17 protein-coding genes are annotated in these 19,131 nt (G+C 72.6%); 4 read left to right on the plus strand and 13 right to left on the minus strand.

Features of this window, described 5'->3' with window-relative positions:
• The first annotated feature begins 293 nt into the window (after positions 1 to 293).
• A complete protein-coding gene (locus tag AC5R91_RS10235) occupies positions 294 to 941 on the plus strand; it encodes an HAD family hydrolase (RefSeq protein ID WP_495396908.1) in 648 nt (215 codons plus the stop codon).
• Positions 942 to 1,047: 106 nt separating this feature from the next.
• Complete coding sequence (locus tag AC5R91_RS10240) at positions 1,048 to 1,752, plus strand: SDR family oxidoreductase (RefSeq protein WP_495396909.1); 705 nt, start codon at positions 1,048 to 1,050, stop codon at positions 1,750 to 1,752.
• Between the two features lie 15 nt (positions 1,753 to 1,767).
• Here AC5R91_RS10240 and AC5R91_RS10245 read toward each other — a convergent pair whose 3' ends face one another.
• From AC5R91_RS10245 to AC5R91_RS10285, 9 genes are all read right to left on the minus strand, one after another.
• A complete protein-coding gene (locus AC5R91_RS10245) occupies positions 1,768 to 2,184 on the minus strand; it encodes a MarR family winged helix-turn-helix transcriptional regulator (protein WP_495396910.1) in 417 nt (138 codons plus the stop codon).
• A 196-nt stretch (positions 2,185 to 2,380) separates the two neighbouring features.
• A complete protein-coding gene (locus AC5R91_RS10250) occupies positions 2,381 to 3,730 on the minus strand; it encodes an acetyl-CoA carboxylase biotin carboxylase subunit (RefSeq protein ID WP_495396911.1) in 1,350 nt (449 codons plus the stop codon).
• Between the two features lie 2 nt (positions 3,731 to 3,732).
• Positions 3,733 to 4,401, minus strand: a complete 669-nt coding sequence (locus tag AC5R91_RS10255) for an acetyl-CoA carboxylase biotin carboxyl carrier protein (protein ID WP_495396912.1) — start codon at positions 4,399 to 4,401, stop codon at positions 3,733 to 3,735.
• On the minus strand, positions 4,398 to 6,287 hold the full coding sequence (gene accD, locus AC5R91_RS10260) for an acetyl-CoA carboxylase, carboxyltransferase subunit beta (RefSeq protein WP_495397934.1): 1,890 nt from the start codon (positions 6,285 to 6,287) through the stop codon (positions 4,398 to 4,400). The genes AC5R91_RS10255 and accD overlap by 4 nt, the downstream gene beginning before the upstream one ends.
• Positions 6,288 to 6,720: 433 nt before the next feature.
• Entirely contained in the window at positions 6,721 to 7,206 is a 486-nt protein-coding gene (locus AC5R91_RS10265) for a hypothetical protein (protein ID WP_495396913.1), read from the minus strand.
• 465 nt (positions 7,207 to 7,671) lie between these two features.
• Positions 7,672 to 8,715 (minus strand): lysylphosphatidylglycerol synthase transmembrane domain-containing protein, encoded by a 1,044-nt coding sequence (locus tag AC5R91_RS10270; protein WP_495396914.1) that lies wholly within the window; start codon positions 8,713 to 8,715, stop codon positions 7,672 to 7,674.
• A gap of 149 nt (positions 8,716 to 8,864) precedes the next feature.
• Complete coding sequence (dxs, locus tag AC5R91_RS10275) at positions 8,865 to 10,835, minus strand: 1-deoxy-D-xylulose-5-phosphate synthase (protein WP_495396915.1); 1,971 nt, start codon at positions 10,833 to 10,835, stop codon at positions 8,865 to 8,867.
• A gap of 157 nt (positions 10,836 to 10,992) precedes the next feature.
• On the minus strand, positions 10,993 to 12,570 hold the full coding sequence (locus AC5R91_RS10280; protein ID WP_495396916.1) for a class I SAM-dependent RNA methyltransferase: 1,578 nt from the start codon (positions 12,568 to 12,570) through the stop codon (positions 10,993 to 10,995).
• A 143-nt stretch (positions 12,571 to 12,713) separates the two neighbouring features.
• A complete protein-coding gene (locus AC5R91_RS10285; RefSeq protein WP_495396917.1) occupies positions 12,714 to 14,783 on the minus strand; it encodes an APC family permease in 2,070 nt (689 codons plus the stop codon).
• 119 nt (positions 14,784 to 14,902) lie between these two features.
• On the opposite strand from AC5R91_RS10285, the gene AC5R91_RS10290 reads away from it, so the two are divergent.
• Together AC5R91_RS10290 and AC5R91_RS10295 are read left to right on the plus strand one after the other, a co-directional pair.
• Complete coding sequence (locus AC5R91_RS10290; RefSeq protein WP_495396918.1) at positions 14,903 to 15,610, plus strand: potassium channel family protein; 708 nt, start codon at positions 14,903 to 14,905, stop codon at positions 15,608 to 15,610.
• Positions 15,611 to 15,612: 2 nt separating this feature from the next.
• Entirely contained in the window at positions 15,613 to 16,308 is a 696-nt protein-coding gene (locus AC5R91_RS10295) for a potassium channel family protein (protein ID WP_495396919.1), read from the plus strand.
• 86 nt (positions 16,309 to 16,394) lie between these two features.
• Here AC5R91_RS10295 and AC5R91_RS10300 read toward each other — a convergent pair whose 3' ends face one another.
• From AC5R91_RS10300 to dut, 4 genes are all read right to left on the minus strand, one after another.
• The gene (locus tag AC5R91_RS10300) at positions 16,395 to 17,147 is read right to left on the minus strand and encodes a DUF3159 domain-containing protein (protein WP_495396920.1); all 753 of its coding nucleotides are present in this window, start codon (positions 17,145 to 17,147) and stop codon (positions 16,395 to 16,397) included.
• Between the two features lie 46 nt (positions 17,148 to 17,193).
• The gene (locus AC5R91_RS10305) at positions 17,194 to 17,580 is read right to left on the minus strand and encodes an OB-fold nucleic acid binding domain-containing protein (RefSeq protein WP_495396921.1); all 387 of its coding nucleotides are present in this window, start codon (positions 17,578 to 17,580) and stop codon (positions 17,194 to 17,196) included.
• Between the two features lie 154 nt (positions 17,581 to 17,734).
• A complete protein-coding gene (locus tag AC5R91_RS10310; protein WP_495396922.1) occupies positions 17,735 to 18,346 on the minus strand; it encodes a DUF3710 domain-containing protein in 612 nt (203 codons plus the stop codon).
• Positions 18,327 to 19,028, minus strand: a complete 702-nt coding sequence (gene dut, locus AC5R91_RS10315) for a dUTP diphosphatase (protein WP_495396923.1) — start codon at positions 19,026 to 19,028, stop codon at positions 18,327 to 18,329. Before dut ends, AC5R91_RS10310 begins: the two co-directional genes overlap by 20 nt.
• Positions 19,029 to 19,131 lie beyond the last annotated feature (103 nt).

Raw genomic sequence — 19,131 nt, forward strand, 5'->3', positions numbered from 1 at the left:
GCCCGAACCCCACCAGTCAGGAAAAGAGGCACCACAGAAACCGGGAATCAGATTGATCATCAGCCTAGCCGGGTATCGGATCGACCGTCAACGCATTTCAACATCACCGGCAGGAAACGGATCGAAAGTAGTAGGCGAGGCGCAGCTTGATCCGCCTCCCGGCGTCGGGCCAGGCCGATTTGACGGGCTGTCTATGTTTCTTTTACCTGCCGCTGGGATGGTACGACGCGAGGCTCCACGACGCCGGTTCCCGACGGTTCCGTCGGGCAGTCCCCGAGGGTTGTGAGGTATGGGTGAAAGCAATATGGAGCGACTTCGCAGGCGTTCTCACACCGCCGCTCGACCAGACGATGGAGAGCTTCTGTCGACGGATCGGCGTCGGCCGGGACCTGGTGATGGGAGCCGTCAGGACGGTGGCGGCGTCCTACCCGTCCGCCCACAGCCTGATGATCCCCTACGACACCGACCTGGCGACGGAGCAGGAATGGCTCGCGCGCCTTGCCGACGCGCTCCCGGAACAGCTACGCGACCGGCTTCCGCGGGACACGATCGCCGATCTCTGGTTCGACGGGCGATCGGCCAACCAGGCCTGGATTCACACGCTCGTCGAGCTACGCCGGGCGGGCCTGTTCGTCGGTCTCATGTCGAACATGATCGATTCCTGGGACGTCTACTGGCGGCGCATGCTCCCGGTCGAGGAGCTCTTCGATGACGTCGTGCTCTCCTTCGCCGTCGGTTGCCGCAAGCCCCAGCCGGAGATCTATGCGCTCGGCACCACCCGGGCCGGAGTCAGCCCGGAGCAGATCCTGCTCGTCGACGACACCTTGGACAACTGTGTCGCGGCCCGGGCCGCCGGCTGGCAGGCGATTCACTTCACCGGGGCTCGCGACGCCACCGACCAGGTCGCCGGACTACTGGCCGGACCGGGCACCGCCGGCTGACGGGCACGGCGTCCCCCATGCTCGGGTGTGGGCGGCCGACCGCGCGCAGTGCAACCCAGGCAACCACGGCGGATCCTCCGGGACCGCGAGGCAGAGGAGCTCGATGATGGGCCGTTCGGTGCTGGTGACGGGGGGAAGCCGAGGGATCGGTCTGGCGACTGCCAGGGCGTTCGCGGCGGCCGGTCACGATGTGGCGGTGACCTACAACACTGGTTCTCCGCCGGAAGGGCTGCTCGGCGTCCAGTGCGACGTCACCAAGGCGGCCGCCGTGACCTCGGCCTTCGAGCAGGTGCGGATGCGCCAGGGCCCGGTCGAGGTCCTGGTGGCCAATGCGGGGAGCATGCGCGACAGGCTGCTGCTCGGAATGAGCGACGACGAGTTCATGTCGGTCGTCGACGTCAACCTCGTCGGTGCGATGCGGTGCGCCCGGGAGGCGAGCACCGACATGGTGTCGGCCCGGTGGGGCCGGATCATCTTCGTCTCCTCGGTCACCAGCCTGGTCGGGGCACCCGGTCAGGCCAACTATGCCGCGTCGAAGTCCGGGCTCATCGGGCTGGCGCGATCCCTGGCGTGGGAGCTCGGCCCCCGCGGTGTCACGGTCAACGTGGTGGCTCCCGGCTTCATCGACACCGGGATGACCGAGCAGATGACCGAGAAACGGCGGCGGGAGGTGCTCGGACGGACCGCGCTGCGGCGACCGGGTACGACGGACGAGATCGTCGGTACGCTGAAGTTCCTGGCGGACGAGTCCGCGGGCTACATCACCGGGCTCTACCTGCCCGTGGGCGGCGGCTACGGCATGGGATCCTGACCCGCGCGGACCGGGTCACTGATCGTCGAGCAGCTGCTCAAGAATCGCGTGCAACTGCTGCCGCTGCTCCTCGGAAATCCGCTCGAAGTAATTCTTCTCTGACGCGTCCAACGGCTCCTCCGTAGCACGGAGTACCTCGCGTCCGGCGGCTGTTATATGCAGCTCGTATCGGCGCCGGTCATGGATGTTGCGCAATCGGATGACAAAACCGCGCCGCTCGAGTTCGTCGACCGTCCCCACGATTGTCGTGGGATCCACGAGCAGCCGGCGGGCGAGATCCTGTTGCGAGCTCGCCGGTTCCTCGCTGATATGGGTGAGGATGAAATAGCCGCGGCTGCTCAGGTTGTGCGGAGCGAGCACCTCCTCGAACACCTTGATGAGCCGACAGCCCACGAGGTGTGCCAGGAGGCCGGTTCGGCTGTCGCTGCCCACCTGACGGGTAGTCACCCCGAGATGGTATCCCAGCCGACCAGCAGCCGACCGCCGCAACGGCCGGCGCCCCAACGGACGGCCTCCCGGTACGCACCGCTGCCCTGGCGGGCCCGTGGCTGGCGAGGTTCTCCCGGGGTCCCGCACTCCCGGTCCCGCACTCCCGGTCCCGCGCTCCCGGTCCCGTGGTCATGGAGGGTCAGGAGGCGGCCGTCATCTCGGCGACCAACGAGAGGTCGTGGGAACCCAGCTGGAAGGAGCGCTCGGCCAGCAGCCGTCGCAGGAAAGGGATCGTGGTACTCAGGCCCGGGCCCTCGACGCGCATCTCGTCCAGTGCTCGGCTCATGCGTGCCAGCGCTCGCTCCCGGTCCGGCGCCCAGACGATCACCTTTGCCAGCAGCGAATCGTATTCGGGCGGAACACGATCACCCGCCGTTATATGGGTGTCCACTCGCACAAACGGCCCGTAGGGCAGTCGGAACGTCTCGACGACCCCCGGAGATGGTCGAAAGCCGGCCGCCGGATCCTCGGCGTTGATGCGGAACTCGATGGCCACGCCGCGCGGCGTGGCATCGGCCGCGGAGACCGTCAGCGGCTCCCCCAGCGCGATGCGCAGCTGCTCGTGGACCAGATCGACGCCGGTGACCATCTCGGTGACCGGATGCTCGACCTGGATACGACAGTTCACCTCCATGAAATAGAACTCGCCGGCCGGGTCGAGGAGGAACTCGAACGTGCCGGCGCCCAGGTAGTCGGCGGCCCGCGCGCCGCGCAGCGCAGCCTCGCCGAGCCGGTGCACCAGGTCCGCGGTCAGTCCCGGCGCCGGACTCTCCTCGACCAGTTTCTGATGCTGGCGCTGGACCGAGCAGTCCCGCGCCCCGAGCTGGAGCGCGTTTCCCTGGAGGTCGCGGAGAATCTGTATCTCGACGTGGCGCGCCGAGGGCAGGTACCGCTCCAGGTACACCCGGTCATCACCGAAAGCCACGCGGGCGCCGGCCCGCGTGCGCTGGTAGGCACGGGCGATGTCGTCCGATCGACGCACGATGGACATCCCGCGGCCACCCCCACCGGCCACCGCCTTGATGATGACCGGATATCCGATGTCCTCGGCGGCGTCGCGGGCGGCTTCGGCGCTGTCGAGCGACGCGGCGCTGCCCGGCAGGAGCGGCAGGCCGGCGTCGAGCATCGTCCGGCGGGCGGTGGACTTGTCGCCGAGCCGGGCCAGCACGGACGCGGGTGGCCCGACGAGCGTGATGCCCTCCTCGGCGCACACCGTCGCGAAGTCGACGTTCTCGGAGAGGAAACCGTAGCCCGGATGGATGAGATCGGCCCCGGTGGCGCGGGCCGCCTCGACAATCGCCGGGATGCTGAGATAGCTGCGCCGCGCGGGTCCCGGGCCGATGTGAATCGCGCGGTCCGCCAGCCGGACCACGGCCGAGTCCCGGTCCGGAGTCGAGTACACCGCGACGGTCGCCAGGCCGAGCTCGCGGCAGGCCCGCGCGATCCGCACCGCGATCTCACCACGGTTGGCGATCAGCACCGTCGGCATGGTCAGCCCCTCCCGGCCGTCTGATCCGTCTGATCCGTCCGATCCGTCGCCTCGATCCTGATCAGTGGCTGCTCGAACTCGACCGACGTCGCGTTCGCGACGAGGATCTCCGCGACGCGTCCGGCGTGCCGCGCCTCGACCGGGATCATCAACTTCATCACCTCGATGATCGCGACCTGTTGGCCGGGCGCGATCACATCCCCGACCGCGACGAAGGGGGAAGCCCCAGGCTCCGGCGCAAGGTAGACGGTGCCCACCGCATCGGCCAGGACCAGCCGGTTCCGGTCCGGATCCGCGCGCCTGTCCGCCCCCGCCTCCCGATGCCCGCCGGGCGTGCTGCCCCGCGGTCCGCCGTGCGGTCCGGAGGGGCCGCCGGGCGCACGATCCGCGGGCACCGAGCCGGCCGGCACCGGCACCGGGCCTGCGGGCAGCGCCTCGGCCGCCCCCCACCTGACCTCGACGGTGAGATCGCCGCTGGTCACCCTCACCGACGTCGGGGGTACGCCGGCCGCCGCGCCCAGTGCGGCGAGGTGGTCGCGGACCGCGTCGAAGATCTCGACCAGGCCAGGCCCGTGGGCTGCGGGCACCAGGGTCCCCGACTGCGAGAGGGTCTCGGACGGCGACAGGGTGGACGACGGGGCCGCGGGGTGCGCGGGCGCGGTGGCGCTCATCGAACCCCCACGCGGTCGGCCGCGTCGCGGGGCTGGCTGTCCTGGCGGGGCAGCGGCCCAGGGGCGTTCAGCGCCTCGGCGCCAAAGCCGCGAAACCGTGCCTGCCGGCGAGCGACCAGCTCGGTCGGCTCCAAGGCGAGCAGCGGTCGCAGGCTGGCGACGAGGGCATCGCGCAGGCGCTCCGCGGCCTCGGCCGGATCGGCGCCCGTTCCGCCCGGCGGCTCCGGGATCACACCGTCGACGACACCGAGCCGCAGCAGTTCCCGCGCGTCGACCCGCAGCGCGGCCGCGGCCCGGGGCGCCGCGGCGGGGTCCTTCCAAAGGATGCTGGCGCATCCCTCCGGGCTGATCACGGAGTAGACCGCGTCGGAGTACATCAGGACCCGGTCGGCCACAGCCAGGGCAAGCGCGCCGCCGCTACCGCCCTCGCCGGTGATGGTCGCGACGACGGGGACCGGCAGGGTGGCCAGCAGCCGGAGGTTCGCCGCGATGGCGGCCGACTGACCTCCCTGCTCGGCCGCGAGCCCGGGATGGGCGCCGGCGGTGTCGACGAGGGTGACGACCGGTCGGCCGAGCTTCGCAGCCAACCGCATCAGGCGAGCCGCCTTGCGGTAGCCGGCTGGCGAGGGCATGCCGAAGTCACGCGCGCGCAGCTCCGCCGCCGTGTGCCCCTTCTGCGTCCCGATCAGGACGATGTCGATACCGGCCAGCCGACCGAGACCGCCGACGATCGCCGGGCAGTCGCTCCCGAGCCGGTCACCGTGCAGCTCGGTGAAGTCCGACATCATGAGGGCGGCGTGGTCGAGGGTGGTCGGCCGGTCGAGCCGGCGGGCCGCTCGGACCACCGGCCATGGATCCCGGTCCGGCAGCAGGCCCGGATCGCGGATGAGGCCGGCCGGGTCGACCGGCATGGCCGGCCCGGGGACCGACACGGCCGGCGCGGGGGAACCGGCCGATCCGGTCGACCGGAGAGGGCCGGTGGCGTTGGTGACGAGACCGGGCTGCGGCGGGCGATCCGGCCGGACTCCCGCGTGCCGGTCGGGCCGAGCCGCGGGTGGCCGGAGGCGACCGACGCGCAGCAACCGGCCCAGCGTGGACCGCAGCTGCTCACGGGGTGTCACCAGGTCGACGAATCCGTGGGCCAGGAGGAACTCCGCCGTCTGAAAGCCCGCCGGCAGCGCCTGACCGATGGTCTGCGCGACCACCCGGGGGCCGGCAAAGCCCAGCCGGGCGCCGGGTTCGGCGATCGTCAGGTCGCACAGCGAGGCGTAGGAGGCGGCGACCCCTCCGTAGGTGGGATCGGTCACCACGCTGACCGTGAGCACGCCCGCCTCGTCCAGCCGGGCGAGGGCCTGGCTCGTCTTGGCCATCTGCATGAGCGCGACCACGCCCTCCTGCATCCGAGCGCCGCCGGAGGCGGTGACCAGGACGAGCGGCGTGTTGTCCCGCAGGGCGAGCTCGGCGGTGACGGTGATGGCCTCGCCCACCGCGGCGCCGAGACTGCCGCCCATAAACCGGAAGTCCATCACGGCGATCGCGACCGCGGTGCCGTCGAGCCGACCCCGGGCGCAGGCGACGGCCTCGTCCAGACCCGTCGCGGCCCGCGCGGCGACGACGTGGTCCCGATAGGGACGGACGTCGACGAAGCCGAGTGGATCATAATCCGTCGGGGTGAACCGGATCGGATCGATCTCACCCTCGTCCAGCAGCGCCGCCAGGCGCTCCGCGGCCGTCATCCGCAGATGCCTGCCACATTCCGGGCACACCAGGGAAAGCCGCGCGAGCTGCCGCCCATAAAGAACGGTTCTGCATCCGTCGCACCGATACCACGGTGGTCGATCGGCCGTCCCCTCGCCGGGCGCGATCGCCCCGTCCGCGGGCGGCATTGCCGACGTGCCGGCCATCAGCTTGCTCCTTGGTCATTATGCTGGGGCCGGTCGCAATGGCGGACTTCTCGTCCAGCCACGCCGAACCGGCGGTAGACACCAGATAATCACCACTCGTCATCCCGCGAAATTCCCGAAAAGACGTAGTGCTGCTCCTTTCGATGCACTCGGGATCGACGCCCGGCGCACCCTGCCAAGACCGCTGGCGGCTTCGGCGACCGCCGCGTCCCTCGCACGGCAGGGACCCGCGGCGCCCCGGACCCCGCTGCCACCCGGACCCTGCTACCACCCGGCCCCTGCCTGCTGCCACCCGGACCCTGCTGCCCCACCCGACCCTGCTACCCGAACCGACCCTGCTACCCGGACCGGCCCCTGCTACCCGGACCGGCCCTGCTACCCGGACCGACTGCGACCTGCGACCGGTGCCCGGCGATCAGGCCGGGCGGGCCGGGGAGCCGCCGCCCGGGGCGGCGGGATTCCCGAAGGGCATGGGCGGGCGCAGATCCGGAATCTGCGAATCGGGAGAGAAGGGAGCGCCAGGCGTCAGCACGCAGTACGTGCCAGATTCTCGGCCGACCCGGTAAATCTGCCGGCTCGCGTCGGCGATGCCCCGCCGGACGTCGACCTGGACCTCCCGGCTGGTCGCCGAACCCGCGGACCGGTTTATCCGCACGCCCCGGACGGCGAATGCGGATATACCGCCCTGAATCGCGTCCAGAGCCCGCATGAGGGTCGCGTATTCAAGTGCCGACCGCTGGCTGTGGACGGAGGGGCAGAGGCGGGCGTAGGCGGCGTCGTAGCGGGAGCCACCGACGTCCGTCAGGTAAGCGCGGACCGTGGAGGCCGGGCCGTCGTCGGAGCGGACGGACAGGAACAGGGCGGTGCCACCCGCTCCGACGAGCAGGGCGACTACCAGCACGAGCGGGATGAGCCAACGCGCCCGACCGTGGCGCGGCAGCGGAGGTGGGGGACCACCCGACCAGACGGGGTCGCCCCAGGGGTTCGGCGGGATGTGGGGGACCGGCGGCGGCCACGGCCTCCCGCCACCGTTCCAGGGGCCGCCGCCGGAGCCGGGAGCCGTCGGCGACCTCGGGGGTGCCGGCCGCGCGGGCGGGCCCCAGGGCGGTCCCGCCACCGCGGGACCTCGTGGCGAATGCTCACTGCCCCGGCCGTTCATGCATCTCCTTCGCGTGGCGGTCGACCTGCCGGCGCACGCGACGGGCGCCGGTCCCCACCCTCCATCCTGCCCGCCGCGCCATCCGGCCGGGCAGGCCAAGCCGGGCAGGCCGCCGTCAGACTCGCCATCGCCGACTTCCATCCGGCGGACTGAACGGTCCGCCGAGTCTCGGGCAGCACCGGCAGGACGATCAGCCGATGGGCGACGTCAACGGGTGCGATGCACCATCACCGGGCCGTCGCTCTCGGGACCGAGGTCCCGATCCGTATGCGGCGACGTATCGGCGGCCGCCCCCGTTCCCCGGCCGCGCAGGGCCACGCCGACGCCGGCCCACACCAGGTCGGCGACGGTGGCCAGCAGCCGCGCCACCAGGGCGACCAGCGTGGCGGGACCGCCCGCGACGGCGGGCGCGAGCGCGAGCACGAGGACCGCCTCGCGGACCCCCGCGCCGGCCGGAACCACCAGCACCAGGAAGCCGGCGGTCCAGGCCAGGGCGTAGGCGCCGACCGAGAGCAGCAGCAGCCGCCCCCCGCCGACCTCGGGATCGAGATCGCGCACGAGCAGCCAGGTCGCCAGGCCGTACCAGCAGAAGCTGACCAGCAGCCAGCCGGCACCGGCGGCGATGGGGCGCAGCGTCAGCGGCTCGTCGAGTGGCTCGCGACGCAGCAGCCGGAACCCCAGCGCCAGCAGCCGGGACAGCACCGGCGGACAGAGCACGACGGCGAACACCGGGACGGCCGCCAGCGCCCACCAGTAGCTCGTGAGCGCATCGGCGGAGACGAACGGGAGGGTGACCGCGGCGGCGAGGCCGCCGCTGGGCACGGCGAGGGCCAGCACGACCAGGCTCGCCGAGGCCGCCTTCGGCCGGGAGACGCCGTAGTCGCGGGAAAGCTCCATCTGGGCGAGGACCGGCCACACGCTGCCGGGGATGTACTTGCCGATCTGACCGACGAAGAAGATCCGCACCGCCGCCCGCAGCGGCAGTTCGGCACCGAGCCCGGCCAGCAGCGCCCGCCAGGACAGCACCGTCGTCCCGACGGCGAGAACGGTCGCGATCCCCGAGGCGACGACGCTGCCGACGGTGAGCAGGCGGAACGAGTCCCGCACGTCGTTCCACTGGCTGACCAGGGCCACCACCAGCAGGCCGAGGGCCACGACCAGCGCCGCGCGCACGAGCCACCAGCGCGGGCCGCGCCCAGACCGGCGCGCGGAGATGGCCGCCGGCTCGCCCGACGCGGTGTGCTGACCCACCGGGCCAGCCTAGGCCGGGATCCCGACCGCCAGCGCGCCGGCCCCCGGCACCGGCCCCCCCGTCGAGCGGCACGCAGATGGCGGCGCCCCACCGCCGGGGGTGCCGGTGATGGGGCGCCGAATCCGCGAGTCGCGGGGAGCAGCGACGATCAGTGCTGGTCGGCGACCTGCTCGCCGCTGCGCTGCGCGCCCGGGGATGCCTCGTTGGCGACGGCGGCCGGGTCGCCCTCCAGCGCGGGCTGGCGCTTCGCGATGGCCTCGACGACCTTGCGGGCGAGGTCCTGCGGGGCGAGGCCGACCTCGGCGATGACCTCGTCACGCTTGCCGTGGTCGAGGAAGCGCTGGGCGATGCCGAAGTCGCGCAGCGGCACGTCGACGTCAGCGTCGCGCAGCAACTGGGCCAGCGACGACCCGACCCCGCCGACGCGGCCGTTGTCCTCGACGGTGACGACGAGGTCGTGGTCCCGGGCCAGGTCCACCAGCACGGTGGGCAGCGGCTTGACCCACCGGGGGTCGACGACGGTGATGCCGATGCCCTGGCTGGCGACCATCCGCGCCACCTCCAGGCAGGTGGCGGCCATCGCGCCCACCGAGACGAGCAGCACCTCGCGGTGCTGGGCCACCGCCGGCGAGCGGAACAGCACGTCCACCCCGCCGATGGTGTCGATCGCCGGCACGTCCGCGGCCACCTTGCCCTTGGGGAAGCGGACCACGGTCGGCTTGTCGGTGGTCTCGACGGCCTCCCGCAGCTCGGCGCGCAGGGTCGGCGCGTCCCGGGGGGCCGCGATCGCGAGGCCGGGGACGACCTGCAGGAACGACATGTCCCACATGCCGTTGTGCGACGCGCCGTCCTCACCGGTCACCCCGGCCCGGTCGAGCACGAACGTCACCGGCTGGCTGTGCAGGGCGACGTCCATGAGGACCTGGTCGAAGGCACGGTTGAGGAACGTCGCGTACAGGCACACGACCGGCTTGAGCCCGCCCATGGCGAGCCCGGCGGCCGAGGTGACGGCGTGCTGCTCGGCGATGCCGACGTCGAACACCCGGTCGGGGTACGCCTTGGCGAACGGGCCGAGGCCGACCGGCTGGAGCATCGCGGCCGTCAGGGTGACCACATCGGGCCGCTCGGCGCCGAGCTGGACAATCTCGTCGGAGAAGACGTTCGTCCAGCTCGTCGTCTTCGACGTGGACACCGGCTTGCCGGTGACCGGGTCGATAACGCCGACGCCGTGGAAGTTGTCCGCGTCGTCCTGCTCGGCCGGCGGGTAGCCGAAGCCCTTGCGGGTGACGCAGTGGACGATGACCGGCCCGCCGAAGCTGCGGGCGCGGCGCAGGGCGGACTCGACCGCGACGACGTCGTGACCGTCGACGGGGCCGACGTACTTCAGCCCGAGGTCCTCGAACATCCCCTGCGGCTGGACGACGTCCTTGATGCCCTTCTTGATGCCGTGCAGCGCGTCGAACAGCGGCGCGCCGACCAGCGGCGTGCGGCCGAGGACCTGCTTGACGACGTCGAGGACCTGCTCGTACTCGGGGGCGAGGCGCAGGGCGGCGAGATGGTCGGCGAGGCCGCCGATCGTCGGCGCGTAGGACCGGCCGTTGTCGTTGACGACGACGACGACGGGGCGGTCATCCGCCGCGATGTTGTTCAGGGCCTCCCAGCACATGCCGCCGGTCAGCGCACCGTCACCGACGACCGCGACGACGGCCCGGTCCTCCCCGCGCAGCGCGTAGGCGCGCGAAAGCCCGTCGGCGTAGGACAGGGCGGTCGAGGCGTGCGAGTTCTCGATGATGTCGTGCTCGGACTCGGCCCGGCTTGGGTAACCCGAAAGGCCACCCCGCTGGCGCAGCCCGTCGAAATCGCCCGACCGACCGGTGAGAATCTTGTGGACATAGGACTGGTGTCCGGTGTCCCAGAGGATGCGGTCGAACGGCGAATCAAACACTCGGTGTATCGCCAGCGTCAGCTCGACGGCACCGAGATTGGGTCCGAGGTGGCCTCCGGTACGCGCGACGGCGTGAATGAGGAAATCACGGATCTCGGCCGCCAGGATGCCGAGCTCCTCATGGTCGAGGCGCTTGACGTCCTGGGGACAGCTGATCGTGGACAGAAGCGACACGGCGTGAACTCCCTCTCCCGAAAGGGGATCGGTCCGGGTCCGGCAAAGTCTACGCAGCTCCCCTGCGCGCTCGCAGACGGGCTGACGACATGTGAGCTCCTCGTGGATGGGGAGGCAATAGACCTGCTCGGGGTAAAATGCACCCCCGGCTCGCACACTATTGGTCGGGATGCGGGTACGCAGACGTACCGCGCGCCCCGGCGTGGCGCGCGGACGACACGCCGGGGCGACCAGGCGGCGGCGGAGCCGAGCGATCGGTCCCGACGGCGGCCGCACGCCCCACCTGCCGTACGGGCTCGGTCACAGCGGGTTCGGTGACGCGTGGCTTCAGTAGGGCCACACATTCGACGTGCGCGGTCATCGGAAACAGGTCGAACGCACGCAGCGAGACCATCTCGTAACCGAGTTCGGATGCGGCGGCCAGGTCCCGGCCCAGGGCCACCGGATCGCATGCGACATACGCGACGGCACGCGGGTGGTGGGCGAGCAGCGCGGCCATCACGGCGGGCCCCGCCCCCGTGCGCGGCGGGTCCAGCACGGCGATGTCCACGCGGCCGGCCGTCGGCCCGCTACCGATCACCCCGCGCACCGTCGCCGGGGTCACCCGCACCGAGCGCAGCGAGACCTGGGGCAGGTCGGTGAGGCTGCGGGCGGCGGCGGCGACCGCCGCGGCGTCGGACTCCATCGCGACGACGCGGCCGCCGGGGCCGACGTCGACGGCGAGGAACGCGGCGAACAGCCCCGCCCCCGAGTACAGGTCGAGCGCGGTCTCGTCCGGACCGGGCCGCAACGCGTCGCGCACGGCGGCGACCAGCACCCGCGGGGCGCCCGGGTGGACCTGCCAGAACACGTCCGGCCCGAGCTGGAAGCGCCGCTGCTCCACCGTCTCGACGACCTCGCCCGGCGCCGGCGCCGCCCCGGCCGGGTGCACGGCGACGGCCACCTGACCGGTGGAGGGACTCGCGGCGACTTCGACCGCGTCGGCGCCGGGAAACCGGCGCCCGGCCAGCGCCGCGGCCACGAGCGGGTGGGCGATGCGGCAGTCCGGGGTGGCGATCACCTCGTGGGAACGGCTGGCTCGCAGCCCGATCTCGCCCTGTGCGGTGACGGCGAAGCGCATCCGGGTCCGCCAGCCCAGCCCGTCGTCCGCGCCGCCCCCCGCCTGGTCACTCCCCGCCTGGTCGCCCCCGCCGTCGACGGGCACCGCCTCGACGACCACCCGCACGGGCCCGCGTCGAATACCGGCCTCCCCCGGCCGGCCCGCAGGCACGGCGGCCACCTGAGACACGGCGGATGCAGAGGGCACGGCGGATGCAGGGGGCACGGCGGATGCAGAGGGCGCGCCGGGCAGGGGGTGGGCCTCGGGGTCTGCCTCGGCGTCCAGGCCGCCGAAGCGGCGCAGGGCCTCCGCGATCACCTCGGCCTTGCCCCGGCGCTGCGCCGCGAGGTCGGCGTGCTGCCAGTCGCAGCCCCCGCAGGCGCCGGGACCGGCATGCGGGCAGGGAGCCGCCACCCGCTGCGGCGCAGGGGTGAGGACGTCGACGGCGTCGGCGCGCCAGTAGCGGTCGTGGGAGTCGTCGGTGACCCGGGCCCGGACGCGCTCCCCGGGCAGCGCATGGCGGACGAACACGACCCGTCCGCCCGCGCGCGCCACACAGAACCCGCCGTGGGCCACCTGCCCCACCACCAGCTCGATGATCGAACCCACCGCGGTCGCCGCGTCGGCGTCGGCCATCGCCGGACCGGCCGCCTGCCCTGTCGCACCGGCCGCTTTCCCCGCCGGACCGGCCGTTTTGCCCGCCGAACCGGCTGCTTTCCCCGCCGAAGCAGAGTGAGGGCGGGTGGCAGGCACGCCGGCCGGCCGGCGGCGAGGGGGGGTCACTCCCGCTCCACCGGCGTCGACCCGGCAGCGGCGGGGCCGGCCGTGCCCGTGGACCCGCGGGTCGCCTCCAGGGTGGCGGGGCCCGGCAGGGCGGCTCGGCCACGGCGCACCGCGCCCGCACCGGTCCGCTCCACCCGCCGCTCCGCGCCGCTGGACGAGGCGAGCTGCCAGGGCACGCTGGTGACCATCACCCCGGGCTGGAACAGCAGCCGGGCCTTGAGCCGCAGCGCGCTCTGGTTGTGCAGCAGGTGCTCCCACCAGTGCCCGACGACGTACTCCGGGACGTAGACGGCCACGACGTCGCGGGGGCTCTCCCGCCGGATCCGGGCGACGTAGTCCAGCACCGGCCGGGTGACCTCCCGGTAGGGGGAGGCGAGCACCACCAGATCGATGCTGATGCCGCGTTCCGCCCACGCGTCGCGCAGCCGGTCGGCGTCGGCCTGGTCCACGGCGACGGTGAGCGCGACGAGGCTGTGCGGCCGGGACGCCTTGGCGTAGGCCAGCGCCCGCAGCGTCGGCGCGTGGATCTTGCTGACGAGGACCACGGCCCGGATCCGCGAGGGCAGGGTCGGGGGGCCCGGCTCCGGGGTGAGCTCGACGGCGACCCGGTCGTAGTGGCTCCGGATCCCCCGCATGCCGAGAAAGATGATCGGGATGGCCAGGCAGACGATCCAGGCGCCGTGGGTGAACTTCGTGATGAGCACGAGGACCAGCACGGTGCCGGTGAGGCAGGCGCCGACGAAGTTGATCGTCTGCGAGCGGCGGATCCGCCGGCGGGCGGCGGGGTCGGGCGCGGCCGGGCCGGTCGAGCGCAGGATGCGCGCCCAGTGCCGCACCATCCCGGTCTGACTCAGGGTGAACGAGATGAACACGCCGAGGATGTAAAGCTGGATCAGGGCGGTGACCTGCGCGTGGTAGGTGATGATCAGCACGATCGCGAAGCCGGCCAGCAGGACGATCCCGTTGGAATACGCCAGCCGGTCGCCGCGGGTGTGCAGCTGGCGAGGCAGGTAACCGTCACGCGCGAGGATCGAGCCCAGCACCGGGAAGCCGTTGAAGGCGGTGTTCGCGGCGAGCATGAGGATGAGCGTGGTGACGGTGGCGATGTAGACGAAGCCCGGCGAACCGTCACCGAAGACGGCCGCGGCGACCTGGGCGATGACCGTCGGCTGCTCGCCGCTGGCGCCGACCAGGTCCTTCGTGTGCTCGGCCACGTGCACGTCCGAGATGAGAGCCAGGGCGGTGACACCGGCGAACATGGCGACCGCGATGACGCCCATGAGCAGCAGGGTGGTCGCGGCGTTGCGGCTCTTGGGCTTCTGGAACGCGGGCACGCCGTTGCTGATCGCCTCCACGCCGGTGAGCGCGGTGCAGCCCGAGGCGAACGCCCGCAGGACCAGGAAGGCCAGGGCCAGCCCGGCATAGTCGTGCTCGGCGACCACGTGGTAGCCCGCGCTCTCGGCCCGCGGGGTGTGACCGACCGCCGTCTTGATCAGGCCGGTCACGATCATCACGGCGACGCCGGCCACGAAGCCGTAGGTCGGGATGGCGAAGGCGGTCCCGGACTCGCGCACGCCACGCAGGTTCATCATCGTCAGCACGATGACGATCACGACGGCGATGATGACCTTGTGCGGAGCCAGCGCGGTGACCGCCGATGTCAGGTTCGCGACACCCGCCGACACCGACACCGCGACCGTCAGCACGTAGTCGACGAGCAGGGCGCTGCCGACGAGCAGGCCGGCGCGGGGGCCGAGGTTGGTCGAGACGACCTCGTAGTCGCCGCCGCCGCTCGGGTAGGCGTGCACGTTCTGCCGGTAGGAGGCGACCACCGTCAGCATGAGCACGATGACGGCGCCGGCCAGCCAGGGCGAGAGGTGGTAGAAAGCCAACCCGCCCAGTGACAGGACGAGCAGGATCTCCTCCGTTGCATAGGAGACCGACGACAGGGCGTCACTGGCGAAAACGGGCAACGCGACGCGCTTGGAGAGCAATGTCTCCCCGAGCCGGTCGCTCCCGATCGGTCGACCGACGAAACCGCGCTTCAGGCGGTCCGTGAGCGCCACGCGGCGATGCTACCGATGTCGGCTACCGCTACACGCAACTGTGACATGGCACACACAAACCCGTGTTGGTTGGGGTCACGCGCCCGAGGGTGGCGGATCTCCGTATACAGAGCACTCCGGTGACGATCCGCGCCGCGCGGGCGGGATCCGACTACGCTCCCCTCGTGCATGTCGTGATCCTCGGTTGTGGCCGGGTCGGCTCCGCCCTCGCCCGCGGTGTCGAGCGGCTCGGCCACTCGGTAGCGATCATCGACCAGAACGCGGCCGCGTTCGGCCGGCTGGACGCGACCTTCGCCGGCCAGCGCGTCACCGGGATGGGCTTCGACCGCGACACCCTCGTCGAGGCGGGCATCGAGCGGGCCGCCGCGTTCGCCGCCGTGTCCAGCGGGGACAACTCGAACATCATCGCCGCCCGGGTAGCCCGGGAGATGTTCGGGGTCGAGCGGGTCGTGGCACGGATCTACGACCCCCGCCGCGCCGAGGTCTACGAGCGGCTCGGCATCCCCACCGTCGCGACCGTGCGCTGGACCCGCGACCAGATCCTCGGCCGGCTGGTCCCGGACGCCGTCACCGCGCAGTGGTCCGATCCGTCCGGTTCGGTGCTGCTGACCGCGATCCCCCCCGGGGCCGCCTGGGCAGGCCGCAAGCTGCGCGAACTGGAGGAGGCCGCGGGGGTACGGGTCGTCTGCGTCACCCGCTTCGGCGAGGGCGTGCTGCCCGACGCCCGCACCCTCGTCCAGGACGGCGACGTGCTGCACGTGGCCGTGACGAAGGCCCGCGCCACCGAGGCCGACACGGTGCTTCGCACCGGTCCGAAGGAGGGCTGACGATGAGCATGCGCCAGGTGGTGATCGCGGGTGCCGGCAAGGTCGGCCGCTCCATCGCCGCCGAACTGCTGGAGAACGGCGCCGAGGTGCTCATCATCGAGCGCGACCCCCAGAAGATCCGCACCGACGCGCTGCCCGAAGCCCGGTGGCTGCTCGCCGACGCCTGCGAGCTGTCCCAGCTCGACGCCGCCGGGCTGAACGAATGCACCGTCCTCGTGGCGGCGACCGGGGACGACAAGGTCAACCTGGTCGTGTCGCTACTGGCGAAGACCGAGTTCGGTGTGCCGCGGGTGGTCGCCCGGGTCAACCATCCCAAGAACGAGTGGCTGTTCACCGAGTCGTGGGGGGTCGACGTCGCCGTCTCCGCACCGCGGCTGCTCACCGCGCTGGTCGAGGAGGCCGTCAGCGTCGGCGACCTGGTGCGGCTCATGCGCTTCCGGCAGAGCGATGCCTCCCTCGTCGAGCTCACCCTCGCCGAGGACGCGCCCGTGGTCGGTCGGCGCATCGGCGAGATCACCCTGCCGCCGGACACCGCCCTCGTGGTCATCCTGCGCGACGGGCGGGCGGTCATCCCGTCCCCGGACGCGACGCTGGAGCACGGCGACGAGGTGCTCGCGGTCGCGACCAGCTCGGAGGCGGAGGAGCAGCTCGCCGTCCTGCTCGGCCCGGTGCCCGAGCAGACCCTCACCGGGGGCTGACCCGGCCCGGACGACCCCGGGTCCCGCGGACAACCCGGGACTTCACGGGCCCGCGCTGAGCCGCGCGCCGAGGAGCCGCCCGCAGCTCAGCGCGGCGGGCGGAGTCGATCGACGACCGGCGCCTCGAGGGACGGCGGGTCGGCCCGCACCATCTCGTCCCCGGCCACCTCGCCCTCGACCACCTCGCCCTCGACCACGGCCGCGCCCGACGCGGCGGGCGGCAGCGGCGGCAGCGGGGCGAGCCGGCGCACGATGGCGAAGCTGGCGAGGACGGCGAGGCCGAACAGCGGCAGGCCGAGCGCGATGTTCGCCGCCGCCAGCCAGCCGGACTCGTCGGCGAGGTAGAGCACGCCCTGCACGCCGAAGCGCAGGGCGAACACGGCGCCCCAGACCAGCGTCGCCCACACCGCCGCACGCCGCTGGCGGGGATCGTTCTTCCAGCCCACGTAGCGGGCGTCCAGGCCGGCCATGAGATAGCCGGCGATCGGCCGGCGCAGCACCACGGACAGCAGCGCCACGACGACGCCGAGGGCGTTCTTCGCGATGCCGGGGAGGAAGAAGCCCTTCGCGTCGCCGGTGCGCGAGGCGACGAACGCGGCGACCGCGACGGCGAACAGGCCGGAGAACGTCTGCTGCGTCGGCTCGCGCCGCACGACGCGCAGGACGAGCAGGGCAAGCGCGGCGGCGATGGCGACGGCGATGCCGGCGGTCAGCCCTGCCTCGGCGTTCACCGTCACGAACGCCACGGTCGGGATGGAGCTGTCGATGATCCCCCGGGGCCCGCCGATGGCCTCGGACATCGTCATCGGCGGTGCGTCGGGGGTGGGCAGTCGTGGCATCGTCGGTGGGGATCCTGTCGGTGAGGGGCCGGTTCCCCGCCCGAACCTAGGCGCTCGCGGAGGGGACCGGGAGAAGTTCGTACCGCGGGTTGAAGATGCTCGGGCGACCCTCCTGCACGGTGATGCGGCCGGACGCCTTCACCGAGGCGCCGGCCCGCAGGCCCGGGATGTCCCGGCGGCCCAGGAACACCAGCGTCACAGTGCCGCTGCCGTCGTAGATGTCGACCTCCAGGGTCGGTGCGCCGGCACGCGCGCGCACCGTCACCGCCTGGATGGTACCCGCGACGCAGGTCTCGTCCCGGTCATGACAACCGCTCATCGGGACGGCACCCGCCGCCGCGGAGGCGGCCTGGAGATCCTCGGCATCGAGCTCGTTCGTTCCCGCCGTCAGCCTGTGGAGCTTGCGCCCCCACCAACCGTGTGGCTCGCCCACGGCTCCTCCGTTCCCGCGCGAGCAACCCTGCCCGAACACGTCTGATGCAACGAATGACCGAGGCTCAGTGTGCCCGCGGCAAGCCGCACGATCGAGCGATCCGGGCGCGGATACGTAGCGTGTGCGGTACAGGACCGGCGCGTGGCGTACCCGATCAGCGAAGCTCGGCGGTGCGGACGCCGGGCACCGGCATCGCGCCGTCCCCGCGGGACACCACGAGCTGGCGCAGCGTCTCGTCGAGCAGCGGGGCGGCCCCCGGCTCGCCCCCGGCCACGCCCGTCACCACGGCACGCAGGAACCAGCGTGGGCCGTCGACGCCCATCATCCGGCCGGGGACGGTCTCGCCCGGGCGGCCGGTGGGCAGCAGCATCCGCAGCTCGGGCCCGAACGCGCCGTTCGCCTCGCGACCGCCGGCCGCCTCGATCGTCGTCAGGATCTCGGCGCGCACCTCGTCCCACAGGCCGCGGCTCTTGGGAGCGGCGAAGACCGACAGCTCCATCGCGCTGCGCCCGTCGGTGACGAGCACCGTCAACGGCTGGCCGGTCGCCTCCTCCACCTGGAACTGCACCTGCACGCCCGGCAGCGCCGGGATCCGCAACGAGCCGAGGTCGAGCCGGTGGAGATCGTCCTCCGGGGCCTCGGTGACATCGTAGGGACCGTCGTCCAACACCACCGATGCGGCCTCGGCGACCGGCGCGCGCCGCTCGGGCGCCTCGGGCCGGGACGCCTCGCGCTGATCGGATTCCCTACGCCCGCGGCCGAACACCACCGGACTCCCTTCCCGCGCCCCCGGGCGTCCCCGCGCCAACCCCGGCGCCGGGACCCTCCGTCGAGCCGAAGCCACCCGTCGAACCGAACCCACCGCTGCCGCGCACCGAGGCGGGCAGCTCGTCCACGTCGCGGAAGACGGCATGCTCCACACGCTGCACCACGAGCTGGGCGATCCGGTCGCCCCTACGCAACGTGATCGGATCGGATCGATCGGTATTGATGAGAACTACTTTGATTTCACCACGGTAACCGGCGTCGACCGTGCCTGGCGCGTTGACCACCGTCACGCCGTGCCGGGCGGCCAGGCCGCTGCGCGGATGCACGAAGGCGGCGTAGCCCGCCGGCAGCGCGATCGCCAGGCCCGTGCCGACGACGGCGCGCTCGCCCGGCTCGAGGGTCACATCCTGCGTGGTCACCAGGTCCGCGCCCGCGTCGGACGGCTGGGCGTACGCCGGCGGCGCCACCTCGCGGTCCAGCCGCCGCACGAGGACCTCCACCCGCCCCGCCGCCGCGGCCTCGGTGGCCGCCGCCACGGCCCCGGCCACCGTTTCGGGCGCGGCCGGCCCGGCCGGTGCCGCGGGAGCCTCAGAGGCAACGGAAGCCACAGGGGCGGCGGAAGCCACGGAGGCGGCGGAAGCCACGGGGGCAGCGGGAATCGTCTGATCGGGGGCGGTCATGGGTCTGGTCTCCTGCCTGGACGGGCCGAACGGGGAGATGGATGGTCGCCGCCGACGGCCGTCGCCGGCGCCCGCTGCGCCGCGCCGGATGTCCGCGATCCGC

This window comes from Frankia sp. BMG5.60 (assembly GCF_059428125.1).

Bases quoted from the DNA above. Each gene is read 5' to 3' on its own strand.
- AC5R91_RS10280 (WP_495396916.1), bottom strand. From the start codon at position 12,570: ATGGCCGACGCCGACGCGGCGACCGCGGTGGGTTCGATCATCGAGCTG.
- AC5R91_RS10250 (WP_495396911.1), bottom strand. From the start codon at position 3,730: ATGCCGACGGTGCTGATCGCCAACCGTGGTGAGATCGCGGTGCGGATC.
- dut (WP_495396923.1), bottom strand. From the start codon at position 19,028: ATGACCGCCCCCGATCAGACGATTCCCGCTGCCCCCGTGGCTTCCGCC.
- accD (WP_495397934.1), bottom strand. From the start codon at position 6,287: ATGCCGCCCGCGGACGGGGCGATCGCGCCCGGCGAGGGGACGGCCGAT.
- AC5R91_RS10300 (WP_495396920.1), bottom strand. From the start codon at position 17,147: ATGCCACGACTGCCCACCCCCGACGCACCGCCGATGACGATGTCCGAG.
- AC5R91_RS10295 (WP_495396919.1), top strand. From the start codon at position 15,613: ATGAGCATGCGCCAGGTGGTGATCGCGGGTGCCGGCAAGGTCGGCCGC.
- AC5R91_RS10240 (WP_495396909.1), top strand. From the start codon at position 1,048: ATGGGCCGTTCGGTGCTGGTGACGGGGGGAAGCCGAGGGATCGGTCTG.
- AC5R91_RS10255 (WP_495396912.1), bottom strand. From the start codon at position 4,401: ATGAGCGCCACCGCGCCCGCGCACCCCGCGGCCCCGTCGTCCACCCTG.